At 75.2% G+C, this 18642-nt stretch carries 16 protein-coding genes; 3 read left to right on the top strand and 13 right to left on the bottom strand.

Going from position 1 to position 18642, the window contains the following annotated elements:
- Positions 1-238: 238 nt before the first annotated feature.
- From ACI799_RS01015 to ACI799_RS01070, 12 genes are read right to left on the bottom strand one after another with little or no spacing between them, the layout of a single operon-like run.
- On the bottom strand, positions 239-715 hold the full coding sequence (locus ACI799_RS01015) for a nucleoside deaminase (protein ID WP_456612145.1): 477 nt from the start codon (positions 713-715) through the stop codon (positions 239-241).
- Positions 712-3354, bottom strand: a complete 2643-nt coding sequence (locus tag ACI799_RS01020; RefSeq protein WP_456612146.1) for a molybdopterin-dependent oxidoreductase — start codon at positions 3352-3354, stop codon at positions 712-714. The genes ACI799_RS01015 and ACI799_RS01020 overlap by 4 nt, the downstream gene beginning before the upstream one ends.
- Positions 3351-4160, bottom strand: coding sequence for an FAD binding domain-containing protein (locus tag ACI799_RS01025; protein WP_456612147.1), 810 nt, complete (start codon positions 4158-4160; stop codon positions 3351-3353). Before ACI799_RS01025 ends, ACI799_RS01020 begins: the two co-directional genes overlap by 4 nt.
- Positions 4160-4975, bottom strand: coding sequence for a MurR/RpiR family transcriptional regulator (locus tag ACI799_RS01030; RefSeq protein ID WP_456612148.1), 816 nt, complete (start codon positions 4973-4975; stop codon positions 4160-4162). Before ACI799_RS01030 ends, ACI799_RS01025 begins: the two co-directional genes overlap by 1 nt.
- The gene (locus tag ACI799_RS01035) at positions 4972-6213 is read right to left on the bottom strand and encodes an allantoate amidohydrolase (RefSeq protein WP_456612149.1); all 1242 of its coding nucleotides are present in this window, start codon (positions 6211-6213) and stop codon (positions 4972-4974) included. Before ACI799_RS01035 ends, ACI799_RS01030 begins: the two co-directional genes overlap by 4 nt.
- Positions 6210-7430 carry a pyridoxal-phosphate-dependent aminotransferase family protein gene (locus tag ACI799_RS01040; RefSeq protein WP_456612150.1) on the bottom strand — a complete coding sequence of 407 codons (1221 nt, stop codon included), beginning with the start codon at positions 7428-7430 and terminating at the stop codon, positions 6210-6212. The genes ACI799_RS01035 and ACI799_RS01040 overlap by 4 nt, the downstream gene beginning before the upstream one ends.
- Positions 7430-8770 (bottom strand): allantoinase AllB, encoded by a 1341-nt coding sequence (allB, locus tag ACI799_RS01045; protein WP_456612151.1) that lies wholly within the window; start codon positions 8768-8770, stop codon positions 7430-7432. The genes ACI799_RS01040 and allB overlap by 1 nt, the downstream gene beginning before the upstream one ends.
- Positions 8767-9663 carry a factor-independent urate hydroxylase gene (gene pucL, locus ACI799_RS01050; protein WP_456612152.1) on the bottom strand — a complete coding sequence of 299 codons (897 nt, stop codon included), beginning with the start codon at positions 9661-9663 and terminating at the stop codon, positions 8767-8769. The genes allB and pucL overlap by 4 nt, the downstream gene beginning before the upstream one ends.
- Complete coding sequence (gene uraH, locus ACI799_RS01055) at positions 9663-9977, bottom strand: hydroxyisourate hydrolase (protein ID WP_456612153.1); 315 nt, start codon at positions 9975-9977, stop codon at positions 9663-9665. The genes pucL and uraH overlap by 1 nt, the downstream gene beginning before the upstream one ends.
- The gene (gene uraD / locus ACI799_RS01060) at positions 9974-10471 is read right to left on the bottom strand and encodes a 2-oxo-4-hydroxy-4-carboxy-5-ureidoimidazoline decarboxylase (protein ID WP_456612154.1); all 498 of its coding nucleotides are present in this window, start codon (positions 10469-10471) and stop codon (positions 9974-9976) included. Before uraD ends, uraH begins: the two co-directional genes overlap by 4 nt.
- 45 nt (positions 10472-10516) lie before the next feature.
- Positions 10517-12037, bottom strand: a complete 1521-nt coding sequence (locus ACI799_RS01065) for an AtzH-like domain-containing protein (protein ID WP_456612155.1) — start codon at positions 12035-12037, stop codon at positions 10517-10519.
- Complete coding sequence (locus ACI799_RS01070) at positions 12034-13104, bottom strand: acetamidase/formamidase family protein (protein WP_456612156.1); 1071 nt, start codon at positions 13102-13104, stop codon at positions 12034-12036. Before ACI799_RS01070 ends, ACI799_RS01065 begins: the two co-directional genes overlap by 4 nt.
- Before the next feature lie 193 nt (positions 13105-13297).
- Here ACI799_RS01070 and ACI799_RS01075 point away from each other — a divergent pair, with 193 nt between their 5' ends.
- From ACI799_RS01075 to ACI799_RS01085, 3 genes are read left to right on the top strand one after another with little or no spacing between them, the layout of a single operon-like run.
- Positions 13298-14293: an ABC transporter substrate-binding protein gene (locus ACI799_RS01075; RefSeq protein WP_456612157.1), complete on the top strand. Its 996-nt coding sequence runs from the start codon at positions 13298-13300 to the stop codon at positions 14291-14293.
- Entirely contained in the window at positions 14290-15120 is an 831-nt protein-coding gene (locus tag ACI799_RS01080; protein WP_456612158.1) for an ABC transporter permease, read from the top strand. Before ACI799_RS01075 ends, ACI799_RS01080 begins: the two co-directional genes overlap by 4 nt.
- Positions 15117-15911, top strand: coding sequence for an ABC transporter ATP-binding protein (locus ACI799_RS01085; protein WP_456612159.1), 795 nt, complete (start codon positions 15117-15119; stop codon positions 15909-15911). Before ACI799_RS01080 ends, ACI799_RS01085 begins: the two co-directional genes overlap by 4 nt.
- 154 nt (positions 15912-16065) lie before the next feature.
- Here the strand turns inward: ACI799_RS01085 and ACI799_RS01090 are convergent, their stop codons facing one another.
- Entirely contained in the window at positions 16066-18633 is a 2568-nt protein-coding gene (locus ACI799_RS01090; protein WP_456612160.1) for an ATP-binding protein, read from the bottom strand.
- Between the last annotated feature and the right edge of the window lie 9 nt (positions 18634-18642).

The raw sequence follows: 18642 nt of genomic DNA on the forward strand, positions 1-18642 counted from the left end.
TCCGTGCGGGACGCTAGGAGCGGCGGGTTTCGGCCCAGGTGGGCGAGCGTTTCGGCGGCGTAAAAGAAACTCCCATCCCAGCCTGGAACGCCCGTTGCGCCGCCCAGCTCGGGGGCTGCCACGCCACGCCCGCTGCCGAGAGCGCAGTTGCTGTCGCGGTGCTCGGCGTGGTGACGCGTGTCGCCGACCGCACCTGCGCACTCGCCGCGTCGCCGCCGGGCCCGTTGCGTCGCCGGTCTCAGTAGTCGACGCGCAGCGGGTTGTCCCGCCAGGCCGCGAACGGCGTGACCGCGGTGCCCAGCCGCAGCTCGTGCACGGCGGTCGGCCACGAGGGCGGGGCGGCGGCGAGCAGGTCGTAGAAGGCCCGGTCGTCGAAGCCGCCGTCGGCCGCGTCGTGGCGGTTGGCGGCGAAGACCACCCGGTCCAGCCGCGCCCACAGCGCCGAGGTGGCGCACATCGGGCACGGCTCGCACGAGGTGTAGAGCGTGCAGCCGGCGAGCGAGAAGACGCCGAGCTCCCGGCACGCCGCGCGGATCGCGCTGACCTCGGCGTGCGCGGTGGGGTCCAGGTCGCGGGTCACCCGGTTGACGCCCGTCGCGACGACCTCGTCGCCGCGGACCACGACCGCCCCGAACGGGCCGCCGCCGACGGCCACGTTGGCCGTGGCGAGGTCGACCGCCTGCTGCAGCCACGTCTCGTCGGCAGCGGACGTCATGGGGTGCCTCCTCGGGTCAGGCGCCAGATCCGGTCCCTGCTCATCGGCAGGTCGTGGGGGCGGACGCCGACGGCGTCGCGCACGGCGTTGGCGATCGCGGGTGCGACCGGGTTGTACGGGGCCTCGCTCATCGACTTCGCGCCGTGCGGGCCCAGGGCGTCGACGGTGTCCGCGACCAGGACCCGCGTCATCGGCACGTCGCCCAGCTGCGGGGTGCGGTAGGTGCGGAAACCGCGGGTGCGCACCTCGCCGTCCACGACGACGACCTCCTCCTGCAGCGCGGAACCGACCGCCTGTGCCACCCCGCCCTCCACCTGGCCGCGCAGCTGCTCGGGGTTGAGCACCACCCCGGCGTCCACGCCCTGCACCGAGTCCAGGACGCGCACCTCGCCGCTGGCCGGGTGCACCGCGACCCGGACCGCGTGCACGTTGAAGGCCACCGACCGCCGGCCGCCGTCGCAGGTGCCGGTGGCCACCAGCGGGCCCTCCGTCCCGCACAGGGCGGGGAGCCCGCCCAGGGCGTCCAGCCGGCGGCGCACCTCGGCCGCGGCGCGCTGCACGGCCAGCCCCGCGACCACCGACCCGGTGGACCCGAAGGCGCCGGAGTCGTAGCCGGAGGCGGCGGTGTCCGAGGCGATCAGCCGGACGCGGTCGGGGGCCAGCCCCAGGGCCTCGGCGACCAGCTGGGTGTGCACGGTCGCCGTGCCGTTGCCGAACTCGGCCGTGCCGACCGAGACGGTCGCGGTGCCGTCGGGGGAGAGGGCGATCCGCGCGTGCGAGTGGTGCCCGCGCGGCGGGATGGTGGCGATCATGGCCAGCGCCATCCCCTCGCCGATCGCCCAGCCCTCGGCGGGCGGCCCGGCCGGGCGGGTTCCGGCCAGCGCCGCCTCGGCGAGGTCCAGGCACTGGTCCAGGCCGTAGCTGCCGAACTCCAGGTCGGCCGAGGGCGGACCGTTGACGACCAGCGGGTCGCCGGGCACCACGACATTGCGGCGGCGCAGGTCGAACGGGGAGGTGCCGACCTCGCGGGCCAGCTCGTCCAGCGCCGACTCGATCGCGAAGACCACCTGGCCCAGCCCGTAGCCGCGGAAGGCGCCGCTCGGCGGGTTGTTCGTGTAGACGGCCTCGGCGTCGACCCGCTTGGCGGGGCAGCGGTAGACGGCCACCGACTCGTGCACGCCGTGGAACATGACGCCGGGCCCGTGGTTGCCGTACGCCCCGGTGTCGCTGAGCACCTCGACCCGCATCGCGGTGAGCCGTCCCTCCGCGTCGGCCCCGAGCTCCACGGTCACCCGCATCGGGTGGCGCAGCGGGATCGCGGTGAACTGCTCCTCGCGGGTCATCTCCAGCTGCACCGGCCGCCGGTCGCCCCGCTCGGCGAGCCGCAGCGCCGCCAGCGCCACGACGTCCTCGACCAGCAGCTCCTGCTTCCCGCCGAAGCCGCCCCCCACCCGGGCCGCGACCACCCGCACCCGGTCCGGTGCGCGACCGAGCACCCGGGCCAGCTCGTCGCGGACGAGGAACGGCACCTGGGTGCTGGTGCGGACGACGAGGGCGCCGTCGTCGTCGACCCAGGCCCGGGCGCCGTGCGTCTCCAGTGCGGCGTGCGCGACCCGGCCGCTGGTCCAGGTGCCGCGGACGGTGTGCGCGGCGGAGCGGAGTCCGGCCGCGACATCGCCGACCTCACCGTGCGTGGCGGCCACCAGGTTGCGCGCCGGGTCGGCGATCCGGGAGACGACGGCGTCCTTGTCGGCGTGCAGGAGCGGCGCGCCGGGCGAGCGTGCCGCCTCGGGGTCGAACACCGCCGGCAGCGGCTCGTAGACCACGTCGACCAGCGCTGCGGCACGCTCCGCGACGGCAGCCGACTCGGCCACGACCGCCGCGACCCGTTGCCCGCGGAACCGCACGACGTCGTCCAGCAACCGGGTGTCGTCCGGGTCGTCCAGCCGGCTCTCGTGCCGGGCGGTCGAGTACAGGACGTCCGGGGAGTCGGCCGGCGTCAGCACCAGCACGACGCCGGGCACCGCCTCCGCGGCACCGCGGTCGACCGAGACGACGCGGGCGTGCGCGTGCGGGGAACGGACCAGCGCCACGTGCAGCACCCCGGCGTCCGGCAGGTCGAGGGTGAATGCCTCGCGGCCGGTGACCACCCGCGGCCCGGCCGGCGCGGCGACCGAGCAGCCGACCCCGCCGCCGGCCGTCACGTTGACCTTCCCCTCGAGCGCGTCCCGGATGGAGCGGTAGCCGGTGCAGCGGCACAGGTTGCCCTTGAAGGCGCGCTCCGGCTCAGCCACCCGCACGATGCCGTCGTCGTCGGCCAGCGCGGTCGCGGTCACCACCCAGCCCGGCGTGCAGAAGCCGCACTGGAACGCGCCGGCCCCGACGAAGCGGCGCTGCACCGGCGAGAGCTCGTCGGGGGTCCCCAGCCCCGCCGCCGTCGTCACCGCCCGGCCGGCGGCGCGGGCCGCCGGGGTGATGCAGGAGTGCACCGGCACGCCGTCCAGCAGGACGGTGCACGTGCCGCAGTCCCCGGAGTCGCAGCCCTTCTTCACCGCCGTCCCGCCGCAGGCGCGGATCCAGGTGCGCAGGCACTGCCCGGGCGCCGGCGCGCCGGGCACCTCGGCGCCGTCGAGGATCATGCGGCTCCCTCCGACAGTTCGGCGTGCAGCTCGGCCGCGAGCCGCACGGTCTGCGCGGCCCGCCAGTCGACGGCGCCGTGCGGATCGGCGAACCAGCCCACCGCGTCGCACGCGCCGGCCACCGCGCGGGCCACCGCCGTCCCGGAGGCGGTGGCCGGTACCGCGAGCACGACCGGCCGCGGCACCGAGGCGGTCACGGTGAGGACGACCGAGTCAACGCTCCGCCGTCCGATCACCAGGGCGGCGCTGCGGCCGTAGGTGGTCAGCGCGGCCCTGCGCAAGGCGGTGGCCTGCCGCAGGGCGGGCCCGGGCAGCTCCACCGAGCGGAGCACCTCCCCGGGCCGCAGGTCGACGACGCCGGCGTCCCGCACGAACTCCGCCACCGGCGCACGCCGCTCTCCGCCATGGGGCGTCCACACGACGACCTCGCCGGCCAGCGCGGCGGTCAACGCGATCATGGCGCCGGCCGGCAGGCCGAGGCACAGGTTGCCGCCCACGGTCGCGGCCGACTGCACCTTGAACGACATGAGCAGCGCGTCGGCGCACCGCTCGGGCAGCGCGGGGAAGGGCCACGGCGCCGAGCGGGCCTGCTGCACGGTGCAGGTGGCGGCGAGCCGCAGCCCGCCGTCGGGCAGCCGCTCCCAGGGCTCCCAGCCCATCGCGGTGAGGTCGACCAGGCCGGTGACCTCCGGCTGCGGGTCGGAGAACAGCCACGTCCCGCCGGCGAGCAACCGCTCACCCGGGCGCAGCCGCAGGTCCTCCCGGTCGTGCGCGACGCGGTAGGTGTCCACGCGGGTCAGGTCCATCACTCCACCTCGCCCAGCCGGGAGTAGGTGTCGCTGATCGCCGAGATCCGGTCGCGGCCGGCGCGGCCGGTGCGGGCCAGGACGCCGTCGGCGAGGACGGCGACCACGCTCATCGCGGCGGCGTAGGAGTCGTAGGCGAGCGTCCCCTGCACCGGGCAGGGCAACCACACCCGCGCGGCACCGGAGTGTGCGGCGGCCGTCGGATCGCCGAGGAGGACGACGTCGGCGCCGGTCGCCGCGGCCGTGGCGAGGAAACCGGCGAAGCCGGCCGGCCGGCGGCGGAAGCCGACGGCCACCACGGCGTCGCCGCGGCCGAGGTCGGCCAGTTCCTCGCCGAGCACCTGACCCGGCACGGGCGCCAGGTGCACCCGGGGCCGGGCCTGCACGAGCTGCTCGCGCAGGTGCAGGGCGACCGGGTGGCTGTTGCGCCAGCCGACGACCAGCACCTGGCGGGCGTCGGCGAGCACCGCCACGGCCTCGGCCACCGCCGGCTCCAGCACCGCGGTGGCGACGGCGGTGGCCTCGCACGAGGCGTGTGCGGCCAGGTCGGGGGGCCCGCCGACCCGCCGCGGCTCGCCGGCGGTGCGCAGCGACCGGAGGTGGTCACGGACCTCGTCGAAGTCGCTGAACCCCAGTGACCGGAACAGCCGGCTCATCGTCGCCTTGGAGACCCCGGCCAGGGCGGCCAACTCGGCGGCGCGGTAGGTGGCCAGGTCGTCCAGGTGCTCCAGGAGGGTCTCGGCGGCCCGCCGCTCCTGGAAGGTCAGCGCCGGGTGGCAGCGAGCGATCCGCTCGTCGATCCGGAGCCCGTTCACGTCCGCCCCTCGACCGCGGCGGCCACCCGGAGCACCGCCGCCTCGAGCGCGTCCAGCCCGCGCGCGACGTCGATCTCACGGACGTCCTCGTCGGGGGCGTGGCTGATCCCGTCCGCGCAGCGGAGGAACAGCATGCCGACCTCGGTGACCGCCGCCATCGCCATCGCGTCGTGCCCGGCCCGGCTCCACAGCCCCATCGGCTGGTCCGCACCGCGGTCGTCGGTCGCGCCGATGCCCTCGACCACCGCCTGCTGCAGCCACGGGGCGCAGGGCACGGCGGGGGCGCGGTGGTTCTCCACGACCTCCAACCGGAGGCCCCGGCGCGCGCAGATGCCCTCGATCTCAGCGCGCAGCACGTCCCACATGCCGTCGCGCTCGGCGTCGGTCGCGGCCCGCAGGTCGAGGCTGAGCTCGGCCCGGCCGGGGACGACGTTGACCGCGCCCGGCTGCACCTCCAGCTGGCCGACGGTGGCGATGCAGCCGGAGGCACGCGCCAGCCGCTCGACGGCGACGACGGCCTCACCGGCGCCGACCAGCGCGTCGCGGCGGCGTTCGTACGGGGTCCCCCCGGCGTGCCGCGCCTCGCCCAGCACCGAGAGGCGGAACCGGCGCGCACCGGCGATCGTGGTGACGTAGCCGAGCGACCGGTCGGCCGCCTCCAGGCAGGGGCCCTGCTCGATGTGCGCCTCCAGGTAGCCGACGAGCTCCTCCGGCGCCCGGGCGGCCTCGCCCACCCGCGCCGGGTCGAGCCCGAAGTCGACGAAGGCCTGGTGCAGCGACACCCCCTCGGCGTCGCGCAGCTCCCACCACGCCGGGTCCCAGGTGCCGGCGACCGCGCAGCTGCCGAGCAGCGCCGTGCCGAAGCGGGCACCCTCCTCGTCCGCGAAGCCCACCACCTCCAGGGCGAACGGGAGGTCGGCGTCGCGGAGCCGCTCGGCCACGGCCACGGCCATCACCACGCCCAGCATCCCGTCGTAGCTGCCGGCGTCCGGCACGGTGTCCAGGTGCGAGCCCAGCACGAGGGCCGGCAGCCCCGGTGCGCGGCCCTCGCGACGGCCCCACTGGTTGCCCGCCGCGTCCTGCCACGGGGCCAGCCCGGCCGTCGCCATCCACGAGGCGGCCAGCTCGTTGGCCGCGGCGTGCTGCGGCGTGAGGTGGAGGCGGTCGAGGCGGTCGGGGCGGGCGGAGAGGCGGTCCAGTTCGGCGCAGCGGGCCAGGACGCCGGCGGCGGTGGTCATCCGGCGTACACCTCGCGCGCGGCGCCGACGCCACCGCCGGCGGGCACGGCCGCGCCGCAGCCGCGCAGCACCTGCTCGAGCGCGGCCAACGTGGTGAGGACGGCATCGCGACGGGCGTTGTACCCCATGGTGCCGATGCGCCAGACCCGGCCGTGCAGGGGGCCGAACGAGGTGCCGATCTCGATGCCGAAGTCCTCCAGCAGGGCGGCGCGCACGGTGTCCGCGGCGACGCCGTCGGGCACGTGCACCGCGACGACGTTGGACATCTTGCGGTCCGGGTCGCCGAAGACCTCCAGGCCCAGGCCGCGGACGCCGGCGAGCATCGCCCGCCCGTGCAGCTCGTGCCGGGCGATCGCGGCGTCGGGACCCTCCTCGACCAGCAGCCGGGCGCACTCGCGCGCGGCGTAGAGCATCGAGCTGGCCTCGGTGTGGTGGTTGAGCCGGCGCGGCCCCCAGTACGCCATCACCTGGGCGAGGTCGAGGTAGTTGCTGGCGATGCGGGTGCCGCGGTCGGTGTCGTCGTCGTCGCGGATGCCGGCCTCCACGTGCGTGCGGGCCTCGATCAGCTCCACGGCACGCGGGGAGAGGGTGATCGGCGCGCTGCCCGGCGGGCCGCCGAGGCACTTCTGCAGACCGGCGGTGGCGACGTCCACCCCCCAGGCGTCGGCCTCGAAGGGGTTGCCGCCGAGCGAGGCGGTGGCGTCGCAGTAGAGGAGGACCCCCTGCCGGCGGCAGATCTCCCCGATGTCGGCCAGGGGCTGGCACATCGTGGTCGAGGTGTCGCCGTGGACGACGGCGACGAGCTTCGGCCGGAGCCGCAGCACGGCCTCCTCGACGACCTCCGGCGGGACCACCTGGCCCCAGGGCACCTCGACGACGTGCACCTCGGCGCCGCAGCGCTCGGCGATCTCGCGCAGCAGCGCGCCGAACCGCCCGAAGACCGGCACGAGCACCCGGTCGCCGGGCTCGAGCAGCGAGACCAGCGCCGCCTCGATCCCGGCGCGGGAGGTGCCGTCGACGAGGAAGGTCTGCTCGTTGGCGGTGCGGAACACCTGCCGGTAGAGCGCCATCGTCTCGTTCATGGTGGCGGTCATGAACGGGTCGAACTGGCCGACCAGCTGGGCCGACATCGCGCGCAGGACCCGGGGGTCGACGGTGATCGGCCCCGGGCCCATGAGCAGCCGTGGCGGGACGTCGAGACCGGCGGTGGCGTCCATCAGGCGCTCCTCCTGAGCTGCTGGCCCCGCCCGTGGTCGGGCAGGTCGGGATCGAGCGCGGAACCGCGCACGAGGGTGCGGGTGACGCGGCCGGGGAAGGTGAGCCCGTCGTAGGCCGAGACGGGGTTGCGGTGCGCCAGCCGCTCGGCGGCGACGGCGGTCTCCTGCGCGGTGTCGTAGACCACCAGGTCGGCATCGGCCCCGACCGCGATCCGGCCCTTGGTGTCGAACCCGACGAGGTCGGCGGTGTTCCGGGACATCCAGCGGCTCACCGTCGCCACGTCGATGCCGCGCCGGGCGGCCTCGGCGGCGACGGCGGTGAACCCCACCTGCAGCCCGGAGACCCCGCCCCATGCCTGCTGGAGGTCGCCGTCCCCCCGGGTCTTCTCCTCGGCCGTCGCCGGGGAGTGGTCGCTGACGACGCAGTCCACGACCCCTTCGGCCAGCGCCGCCCACAGCTCCTCGCGGTTGCCGGCGTCGCGGATCGGCGGGCAGCACTTGAACTCGGGCGCGGCGTCCGGGATCGCCTCGGCGCTGAGGACGAGGTAGTGCGGGCAGGTCTCGACGGTGACCGGTAGGCCCTCGTCGCGGGCCTCCCGCAGCAGGGGGAGCGCCCGGGCACTGGAGAGGTGCAGCACGTGCACCCGGGCGCCGGTCTCCCGGGCGCCGTCGAGCACCTGCCGGATCGCCGCGGTCTCCGCCTCGTCGGGCCGGCTGAGCAGGAAGTCGGCGTACGCCCGGCTCGGGCGGGCAGGGGCGGCTTCCAGGACGGCGGGGTCCTCGGCGTGGACGACGACCAGCCCGCCGAACCCCGCGACGGTCCGCAGCGCGCGGCGGAAGCCGGCGGGGCCCAGTGGCGGGAACTCGTCGACGCCGCTGGGGGAGAGGAAGCACTTGAAGCCGACCACGCCCGCGTCCCAGAGCGGTTCGAGGTCGCGCTCGTTGCCCGGCACCGCGCCGCCCCAGAACGCCACGTCGATCGCGAGGCGGCTGCGCGCCGCGTCCTGCTTGCGCCGGAGGTGCTCGACGGTGGTCGTCGGCGGGATCGAGTTCAGCGGCATGTCGACCAGCGTCGTGACGCCACCGAGCGCGGCGGCCAGCGTGGCGGTGGCGAACCCCTCCCAGTGCGTCCGGCCCGGCTCGTTGACGTGCACGTGCGTGTCTACCGCGCCGGGCAGCAGGTAGGCGGTGTCCGGCACGTCCGGGGGGAGGTCGCCGTCGTAGGGCTCGATCGCCGCGATCCGGCCAGCGGCGATGCGCACGGTGGCCGGCCGGACGGTGTCACCGATCAGCACCCGCCGTGCGCGCAGCGTCGAGGGGGTCGTCGGGGCGTCGTTCACGCGAAGGCCGGCACGGCGGTCCAGGCGCGGGGCTCCGCGGGGGCGCCGGCGCGCTGGAGGGTGGCCTGGATCAGCCCGTAGGGCCGGTCGGCCGCGACGAACACGTCACCGCCGTTGGTCAGCCCGAAGGGGGCGAGGTCGACCTCGAAGTGGTGCTTGTTCGGGCAGCTGATCCGGATCTCGGCGACCTCGGCGACGGCGTCCATCGCGGCGGTGCCCATGGCGTGGATGGTCTGCTGCAGCGCCAGGCTGTGGGTGGCGGCGAAGGCCTCCACCAGCGCGGCGCGGATGGTGGCGTGGGCGGCGTCCCAGTCCGGTGGCTCCTCCGCGTACCGCCACCAGGCGGAGACGCTGGTGGCGAGGATCCGGTCGGTCGTCTCGGCCAGCGTGGTGAACCGGTCGCGCGGGAACCCCGAGAACTCGCTGCCGGTGCTCTTGAGGAGGGTCAGACCGGTCAGCCCGCCGAGCACGAACGTCTCGTCGCCGTCGGTCTGCACCACCGCGGTGCGCACCTCGCCGCCGCTGCGCGCGAAGGAGTGCCCCGCCCCCGGTGTGCCGGCCCCGATGCGGTCCCAGGCGTGCTGCCCGGCGGTCATCTGCGTGCCGGCCACCCACGGCTGGGCGCGCCAGTGGCCGGCCAGCACGAGGAGGAACGCCTCGGGGGAGGCCACGCCGTGCTCCTTGGCGAGCGCGTAGACGGTGTTCTTCTGGGTGTCCGTGGCGTGCACGTGCGCGTTGTCGCCGTCGGTGTAGGCGGCGCCGAAGTCACCGCGCAGCTGGGTGGTGACGGTGAGGTCGGCGATGCCGTGCTCCGGCGTGCCCCGCTCGAGCCGGACGAGGCGGACCTCCGCCTTGCCGTACTGGTGCGGACCCAGCACGTACGAGCTGCCCATCAGGACCCCCGGTAGGTGGTGTAGGAGAAAGGGCTCAGCAGCAGTGCGACGTGGTGGTGCTCGCCGTCGACCATCGCGAAGGTCACGGTCACGGCGGGGTAGAAGGTGGCGCGTCGCTGGCCGGCGAACCAGGGGCCGGTGTCGAACCGCACGGTGTGCACACCCGCCGGCAGGTCGGCGTCCACCCGGGCGCGCCCGTCGTCGTCGGTCCGGCCCGGATGGGTGCTGCCGTCGGCCAGGGTGAGGAGCAGGTCCATCCCGGCGGCCGGGCGGCCGAGCGCGGCGTCGAGGACATGGGTGCTGAACGAGCTCACGGGCTCACCAGCCCCTCCAGCCGGCGCAGGGCGATCTCGGCCAGCTGCGACCGGGTCACCGAGAGCTCCGTCGTGGGGTCGTTGGCCAGGCGCTGCTCGAGCAGGTCCAGCAGCTCCGGTCCGGTCCGCCCTGCGGCGCGGACGAGGTAGATCCGTCCGAAGCGCTCCTCGTACCGCCGGTTGCCCTCGGCGAGCCGCCGCCGCAGGAGCTCGTCCGCCGGGTCCACGCCGGCCTGCTCGCGGCCAGCGAGCACGGCGGTCGGCCCGTTGCCGGCCGGTCGCTCACCGATGCGGGGGTGGTCGGCCAGGGCGGCGTCGACCTCGGCGTCGGTCCAGGAGGCGGTCCGCTCCCGGGCGGCGGCGAGGAGGGCCTCCACCGAGCCGTAGGGGCGCCCGTCCGCGACGGCCGCCGCGAAGGAGGGGATGTCGGCGCAGCGCCGCAGCAGCGCCGCGGCCTCCCCGGCTGCGAGGGCGTCGAACTCGGCGATGCGCACCGGACGAACGTAGGAAACGACGGTTTCAGCCGCGTTGCGTCCGTTTCAGCGTTGTGTGTACTCGACGACGAGGTCGAGCAGGTCGCGGTCGCGCCCGGCTCCGGCCACCAGGCAGACGCCGGCGGGGAGCCCCTCGGCGGTGCGGACGGGGATGCTGACGGCGGGCAGCCCGGCGATCCCGGCCAGGCAGGTGAGCCGCATGGTGGCGTTGCGGTCCTCGAGGGTGGCGCCGGTCGAGACCGACGGGGCCACCGAGGGCGCGCTCGGCAGGGCCAGCACGCGGTCGCCGACGAGCTCCCGCACCCGGGCGCGGGCACCGTCCACCACCGCGCGCGCCCGCTCGGCGGCGGCGTCGTCGACGCACGAGGCCGCCTCGAAGCGGGAGCGCACGTCGTCGCCCAGCACGTCGAGGTTCCCGTCGAGCCACGCGCCGTGCGCGCGCCATGCCTGGAACGCCTGCCAGGTCTGGAACGCGGTGCGCCACTCGTCGAGCTCGTCGAGTTGCACGTCGAGGGCCTTCGCGCCGGCCGTGGCCGTCCAGGCCCGCACGGCCGCGGCGACGTCGGGCTGCGTGCAGCCGACGAGCTGGTCGACGACGACGAGCTCGGTGCGGCCGCCCGGGGATCCCGGCGGCAGCAGCACGTCGCCGACCGTGCGGAGCAGCTCCGGGGACCGGGTCAGCCAGCCCACCGCGTCGAACTCCGGCGCCAGCGGTACCAGGCCGGTCCGGTCGACGGCTCCGTGGGTCGTCCGGATGCCGAACAGTCCCTGGTAGGCGGCCGGCACGCGGATCGACCCGCCGGTGTCGGTGCCCAGGCCGACGGTGGCGTGACCCAGGGCGACCGCGCTGGCGCTGCCGCTGGAGGAGCCACCCGGGAGGCGGTGCGGGGCCCGCGGGTTCGGTGGTGTGCCGTAGTGGGCGTTCGTACCGGCCAGGGAGTAGGCGAGCTCGTCGGTGCGGGCGATCCCGCGCACGGCCGCGCCGGCGGCCAGCAGCGCGTCGACGGCGGCGGCGTGCCGGGATTCCGGACGGGCGCCCGCCAGCCACGACGGGTTGCCCGCGCCGACGGGGTGGCCGGCGACCGCGTACAGGTCCTTGACCGCGATGGTCTGGCCGGTCAGCGGGCCGGTGCCCGTCGGCCGGACGAGCGGGTCGCCGACGACGCGCCAGATCCGGGTGTCCAGGGCGGACGGCGCCACCGAGACGTGGGCGGCGGTGACCTGCCATCCTCCGTGCTCCGGCACCCCGGGGGCCCTCCGCCACAGCTGGGTCTGCAGTCCGCACCCGCCGCGGGCGAGCTCGGTCACCGCTACGACGAGGGCGGAGTCGGCGTCGATCACCTGCACGTGCGTCTCTGCCAGCGTGCGCCGAGGCGCGCCGCCGCGGCGCGCCCGGAAGGCGGCGATCCGGTCGTGCCCGACCAGCACGCCGTCGGCGTCGGCGCGCAGCGTCTCCGGCCCGGGGGCGAACAGCCGGTCCAGGACGGCGACGTCGTCGGCCATGAGCGCGGCCTCGTAGGCGGCGACCGCCTCGAGCAGCCCGGGTGGCGTCCCGGCGTCGGTCATGCGAAGTCGGCCTTCCTGATCGTGGCGTGCACGCCCTTGACGACGTCGACCACCTGGCTGATCCGGAAGTCGGTGGCGGCGGAGAGGTAGGCGTAGGCCAGCCGCGGGTCCATCCCGAACCGCGCCTGCAGGAGCGCGATCGCGGCGCGCACGCAGTTCTGCACGGCGGTGTCGAGGTCCTCGTCCAGCCCGGTGGGCACCAGGTGGTCGGTGGTCTCGGCGAGCGGGCCGGCCAGCTCCCCGAAGCGCCGCACCGCCTCCTCCCGGGCGAGGACGTCCAGCCGCAGCGTCGCGCGCAGGCTGCCCTCCAGGGCGGTCAGGCTCACCTCCCCGTCGCCCTGCGCGAAGTGCGGGTCCCCGACGTAGGCGAGCGCGCCGTCGACCTGGACCGGCAGGTAGAGGGTGCTGCCGGCCGTCAGCAGGGCGATGTCGATGTTGCCGCCGTGCCGGCCGGGCGGCACCGAGTGCGGTCGCTCACCGCCGGGCACTGCGACGCCCATGATGCCGAGGAAGGGGTGCAGCGGGAACCGTGCCCTGCGCTCACCACCCGGGGTCAGCGGTAGCGAGGCGTGCGCTCCGTCGGCGTCCACGCCGGCGAAGGCGCTGAAGACGGGCATGTCGCCGCCGGGGTACTCGCCGGGTAGGGCGCCCCGGCCGTGCCGGTTGGAGATGACGCCGTAGGGGACCCGCGGCGTGGCGTCCAGCAGGGTGATCGCCAGCAGGTCGCCGACGCGGGCCCCCTCGACGGCCATCGGCCGGGTGACGACGTGCGGCCCGTCGACGCCGAACCGGTGCGGGTCGTCGCTCTTCGCCAGGGCGATGGCGTCCTCGAGCACCTCGGCGACGCCGTGCCGGCCGAAGTAGGTCACGGGGTCGCGACCCTGGTCCTCCAGGATCCCCTCGTGGCTCACGGTGTCGACGGTGATCTCGGTGCCGGCGGTGACGGTAAGCACCGGGGCGTCCGCCGCGCACGGTAGCCGGCCCCACAGCACGGCGTCCGGGGTGGCGGGTAGGTACGTGCCGGCGGCGATCGGGCCGCTCCCCGGCTGGAGCACGGGTGTGATCACCGGCGGGAAGGTACGGAACCCACGTTTCAGCCGTGTTCCGCGGGCGCGGTCTACCGGTGTTCCCCGCACGTCCGTCCCGGTGCAGGCTCGACGGCGTCGGCATGCGACGAGGAGCACACCCGGCCGAGCGCGTGATCCCGGCGGGAAATGTCCGGGCTACAACCGCGCAACACGTGCCCACGAGCATCGGCCCATGCCAACTGCGTCGCTGTTCCCCTCCTTCCTGCGCCGATCCGTCGGCGCCCTCGCGCCGCTCGCCCTGGTGACGGCGATGGCCGGCTGCACGTCGACGGGCGCCAGCACGGACGAGAGCGGGGGCACCCAGGTCGTCCAGGTGGGGACCCTGCGGGGCCAGCCGCACTTCTACGCGCCGTACCTCTACGCCGAGCACGCCGAGGGCGACGTCGAGTTCGAGGTCGTCGCGCTCGAGACCGCGCCGGCCCTCAACGACGCGCTCGCCAGCGGGTCCGTGGACTTCGCCGTCGGCAGCATCACGGCGACGATCGCCGGCGCCGCGGCCGGCCGTGACGTGCGGATCGTCGCCGCTGCTGCGGACGGCGGCAGCGGCATCGTCGGCACCCCGGAGATCCAGTCCGTGCGCGACCTGGTCGGCAAGCGGTTGGGCTACCTCGAGTCCAGCTCCCAGCTGGTCGCCCTGCGGCTCATCCTCGAGCGCGAGGGCGTGGACGTCGAGGACGTGGAGCTGGTGTCCCTCAGCGCCCCCGAGTTCTTCAACGCCTTCAACACCGGCCAGATCGATGCCTTCGCCGCACCCGAGATCGGCGTGTCCCTCGCGCTCGGTGCCGGCGGCCAGGTCATCGCCGACCCCTACTCGACCGAGATCGGCCGGCTCAACATCGCGCTGCTCACCACCGGGGGGCTGATCGAGGAGAACCCCGAGCTCGTGCAGGCCGTGGTGGACACCCACGCCGCGACCACCGCCTACATGGCGGAGAACCAGGACGAGTGGCTCCCGGAGATGATCGAGGAGTACGGCGGTGACCAGGAGGTCCTCGAGAGCGCGCTGGAGAACTTCTGGCTCCGCGCAGATCTCTCGCCGACCTACGAGGCGCAGATCGGCAACCTCGCCGCGCAGATGGCTCGCCTCGGGATGATCGAGGAGGCCCCGGCGCTCGAGGACGTCGTGGACGCGTCCTTCGCGTCGCGCGACGAGCCCGCAGGATCGTGACGTCCCCGACGACCGGACGTTGGGCCGCGGCGGGCCGGGCGGCACTGGGCTTCGGCGTCCTGATCGGCATCATCGGCCTGTGGCACCTCGGCGTCCGCGGTCAGTGGGTGCTCGTGTTCGACATCAAGATGGGTTTCCTGCCCGAGCCGGGCGAGGTCGCCCGCCTGCTGTGGGACTTCGCGTTCGGCGGGGTCTTCGACGACGCCTTCAGCGGCACCCTGTGGCAGCACCTGTGGGCCAGCACCGGCCGGGTCCTCGCCGGCTTCGGCCTGGCCGCGGCACTGGCGATCCCGCTCGGCGTGCTGATGGGTCGCTACCGGCTGGTGCACGCGGCGTTCGACCCGGCGGTGAACCTGTTCCGCCCCATCCCGGCGACCGCGTGGGTGCCCCTGATCCTGCTGATCATCGGGTTCGGCAGCCAGGCGACGATCTTCCTGATCACGCTCTCGGCCTTCTTCCCGATCCTGCTCAACACCGTGGCGGCGGTCCGGGAGGTGCCGCCCCGGTTGGTCGAGGCGGCGCAGATGCTGGGCACCTCGCGCGCCAACGTGCTCCTCAAGGTGGTCGTTCCCGCGTCGACCGCCGGCATCGTCAGCGGGCTGCGGATCGGGCTGGGGCTCGCCTGGGTGATCCTCGTCCTCGGCGAGAGCAACGGCATCGAGTGGGGGCTGGGCAGCATGATCACCCTGGCCCGCGAGCAGGTCCGCACCGACCGCGTCGTCGTCGGGATGATCGTGATCGGGCTCGCCGGCTTCCTGTCCGACCGCATCCTGCTGCACGGCCTGCGCGGGATCTTCGGACGCCGTCCCCTGGTGAGGTCCACATGAGCGTGTCCGACCTGTCCCGTCTCACCCGGCACACCGGCGGTGGCCGGGTGCTCGTCGACGACCTCGGGAAGCGCTACGGCGGGGGCGTGGACGCCGTCGCCGGGGTCTCCCTCGACATCGCGCCGGGGGAGTTCGTCGCCGTCGTCGGCGCGAGCGGCTGCGGGAAGAGCACCCTGCTCCGCATCCTCGCCGGTTTCGAGGCACCCTCCAGTGGGAGGGTCGAGGTGGGCGGCCGCCCGGTCACGGGGCCCGGTCCGGACCGGGGGGTGGTGTTCCAGGACTACGGGCTGTTCCCCTGGCTCACCGTGGCAGAGAACGTCCGCTTCGGGCTGCGGCAGCGGGGGACACCTCGCGGCCGGGCGGGCCAGATCGCCGACGCGTTCATCGAGGTCGTCGGCCTCACCCGCTTCGCCGACCGCTTCCCGGGCGAGCTCTCGGGCGGGATGCAGCAGCGGGTCGCCATCGCGCGGGTGCTCGCCAACGACCCGGCCGTGCTCCTGATGGACGAGCCGTTCGGTGCCCTCGACGCCCTCACGAGGACGCAGATGCAGCACGAGCTGCGCCGCCTCTACCGCGAGGCGGGGACCACCGTCGTCTTCGTGACCCACTCCATCGAGGAGGCGGTGTACCTCGCCGACCGGGTGGTGGTGATGACCGGCGGCGCCGCCAAGGGTGTGCCCGGGCACATCAGTGACGTTGTCCCCGTGGAGCTGGGGGACGACCGGGACGTGAACGCGGCCGACTTCAACGCCCTGGAACGCGAGATCTCCGACCGGGTCCACGCCGGCTGATCGGTCGGAGCTCGGGTCCTCGGACCCGCCACCCCCGCGAGCCCGGGACGGGCGATGCCCCGAGAGACCGATACAGGTGTCTCGGGGCATCGCGCTGGTGTCGGAGGGCGATGCGCTGCATGCGCACACGGCTCCGACCCGTCGGACGAGGTCGTCACTCGCCCGGAGCCAGACCGGCACGGGCGAGGTCGAGGACCTCCGCCATGGACAGTCGGCTGCCCGCGGTGAACAGCTCGCCGAACCGTGCGGGTCCGGTCGCCGCCCGCACCGCGTCCGCGAGGTCGCCGTCCCCGCGCATCGACGCGTACACCCGCAGGCCCGCGCGACGGCGCAGGCCGTCGGTCCCACCGGCGAGCAGTCCGGCCCGTTCATCGTCCCCGTCGGCGAGGCACAGTGCGGAGACTCCCGCCAGCGCCAGGCAGAGGCAGTGCGTGCTGTGCCCGGACTCGCTCAGGTCGAGCGCCTCGCCGAGGAGAGCGCGGGCCTCCGCGAGATCGCGTCGGCCCACCGCGAGCCCCGCCAGGACCACCCGCGACACGGCAGCCAGCCAGGGGGTGTCGAAGCGATCCGCCAGGCGGTGCGCCTCGGTGACGTGGCGCAGGGCGTCGGCGGGATCGCCGAGGGCGGCCTCCACGGATCCGGCGGTCACCAGCGCGAACCCCGTCCACATCGGCTCGTCGAGACCGCGCAGCCGGTCGAGGGCGGTGCGCAAGCCCCGCCGGGCGCCGTCCAGATCGCGGACCAGCGCAGCGGCCCAGGCGAGGAGCAGGCGCGACACGGCGTCCAGGTACGGGTCCTCGACTTCACCGAGCAGCGCGGCCAGCCGCTCGCTGGTCGCCCGCACGGCCGGCGCGTCGCCGACCTCCAGCGCGGAGACCAGGGCCGTGCTCAGCAGCTCCGCGCGCTGGGCTGCCGGCAGCGTTTCCTCGGTCGGCAGGAGCTCGGCCACCCAGGAGCGGGCCTCGCCGATGATCACGTCCCCGAGGCCCAGGAACGGCCAGAGGACCCGGAACGGCGACAGCACCCGGAACAGGTGGGGGAGCGGCGCCGGATCGTGGGCGAGGTGCCAGCGCACCGCGGTCACGATGTTGTCGCTCTCCCGGACGAGGATCTCGGCGCACGCCCGCTGCCGGAAGCCGCGCAGTGGCCGATCGGCGCTCTCGGCCAGCTCCCGGTAGTGCTCGGCGTGGCGGCGACGCACCTCGTCGACGTCGGGACGCGCCGCCAGCCGTTCGGCGACGAAGGCGCGCACGGGGTGCAGCATCCGGGCTCGCGGCCCCGTGGGCCGCACCGCGACGTGGATGAGGCTGTGGCGGGCCAGGCGCTCGGTCAGGTCCAGCGCCCGGTCCTCGTCGAGGCCGGCGACGTGGGCAGCGGCCGCCAGGCTCCAGCCGTCGGCGAACACCGCCAGCACCTCGAGCAGTGACCGCTCGGCGTCGTCGAGCATGCCGATGCTCCACTCCACCGCCGCGCGGAGGGTGCGCTGCCGCTCCGGGAGATCGGCCGCGCCCGTACCGAGCGTGTCGAGGGAACGGGAGAGCCGGCTCAGCACGGTGACCGGGTCGAGCAGCTGCATCCGGGCGGCGGCCAGTTCGATGGCCAGGGGCAGGCCCTCCAGACGGCGGCAGATCTCCACGACCGCCGGGGCGGCTTCCGCGGTCAGCTCGAAGTCCGGGCGTACCGCCCGGGCGCGCTCCAGGAACAGCCGGACCGCCGGGTTCTCCGCCACGTGCGGCAGGTCCGCCGCCTCCGGAACCGGCAGCGGGGGAACCGGGTACGCCTGCTCGGCCTGGACCCCCAGAACGGTCCGGCTGGTCGCGAGCACCGCAAGGCGGGGGCACCGGGTCAGCAGCTCGGCCAGTTCCGGGCCGGCTGCGACCAGGCGCTCCAGGTTGTCGAGGACGAGCAGCCACCGGTCGCCCCCGAGGAGGTCGGCCAGGGCGTGCACCGGCGAGGTCGCACCGGCGAGGTCGGCGCCCAGTGCCCAGCCGATGCGCCCCACGACGGCGGCGGGGTCGGTCAGCTCCGCGAGGGGGACGAAGACGGTGCCGGCGGCGAACCGTTCGCGCAGCTGCTCGGCGGTGGCCAGCGCCAGGCGGGTCTTCCCGATCCCGCCCGGGCCGGTGAGGGTGACCCACCGCCGGCCGGGACGTGAGAGCAGGTCCACGACGTCCTCGACGGCGCGCTGCCGACCGACGAGCGACGTCGTGCTGACCGGGAGGGGAGCGGGGGTCAGGAGGGACCGGGGGGCGGCACGTTCTGACGGAGTGGCCGGCGCTACCGGAGCAGCCGGGGACGTCGCGGCGGCGGTGAACCGCTCGCTCAGCAGCTGGGCGAGGTCGTCACGGACCAGCCGGCCCAGTTCGGCGGGGGTCCTGAACCGACGGTAGGTCGCCTCCTGCTGGATCCGGCGGACCAGCTGTGCCAGGCGCGGATCGCGGTCGGGAGCGGGTGCCTTCAGGTACAGCAGCCGCGGCATCCCACGGGAGAGCTCGAACTCCTCCTCCAGACCGGAGACGTCCAGGCCCGGGACGAGCTGGCCGTACCGCTCCCAGTAGATGCCGAGAAAGACGTCGCTCTGCGCCAGGTAGGCCCGGTACACCTCGCCGGGCGGGCGCACGTGCGCGCCCGCCTCGAACATCACGGAGGTGAGCCGCAGCGCGGCGATGGCGCGGGAGACGGCTCGGCGCTCGGCCGCCAGCTCGCCCAGGGTCGAGCTCACGAAGACGCG

It is taken from the genome of Blastococcus sp. SYSU DS0753 (assembly GCF_054051175.1).

Excerpts from the sequence above, each read along its gene's own strand:
- ACI799_RS01015 (WP_456612145.1), bottom strand. The coding sequence starts at position 715 with ATGACGTCCGCTGCCGACGAGACGTGGCTGCAGCAGGCGGTCGACCTC.
- ACI799_RS01020 (WP_456612146.1), bottom strand. The coding sequence starts at position 3,354 with ATGATCCTCGACGGCGCCGAGGTGCCCGGCGCGCCGGCGCCCGGGCAG.
- ACI799_RS01025 (WP_456612147.1), bottom strand. The coding sequence starts at position 4,160 with ATGGACCTGACCCGCGTGGACACCTACCGCGTCGCGCACGACCGGGAG.
- ACI799_RS01035 (WP_456612149.1), bottom strand. The coding sequence starts at position 6,213 with ATGACCACCGCCGCCGGCGTCCTGGCCCGCTGCGCCGAACTGGACCGC.
- ACI799_RS01040 (WP_456612150.1), bottom strand. The coding sequence starts at position 7,430 with ATGGACGCCACCGCCGGTCTCGACGTCCCGCCACGGCTGCTCATGGGC.
- pucL (WP_456612152.1), bottom strand. The coding sequence starts at position 9,663 with ATGGGCAGCTCGTACGTGCTGGGTCCGCACCAGTACGGCAAGGCGGAG.
- ACI799_RS01065 (WP_456612155.1), bottom strand. The coding sequence starts at position 12,037 with ATGACCGACGCCGGGACGCCACCCGGGCTGCTCGAGGCGGTCGCCGCC.
- ACI799_RS01075 (WP_456612157.1), top strand. The coding sequence starts at position 13,298 with ATGCCAACTGCGTCGCTGTTCCCCTCCTTCCTGCGCCGATCCGTCGGC.
- ACI799_RS01085 (WP_456612159.1), top strand. The coding sequence starts at position 15,117 with ATGAGCGTGTCCGACCTGTCCCGTCTCACCCGGCACACCGGCGGTGGC.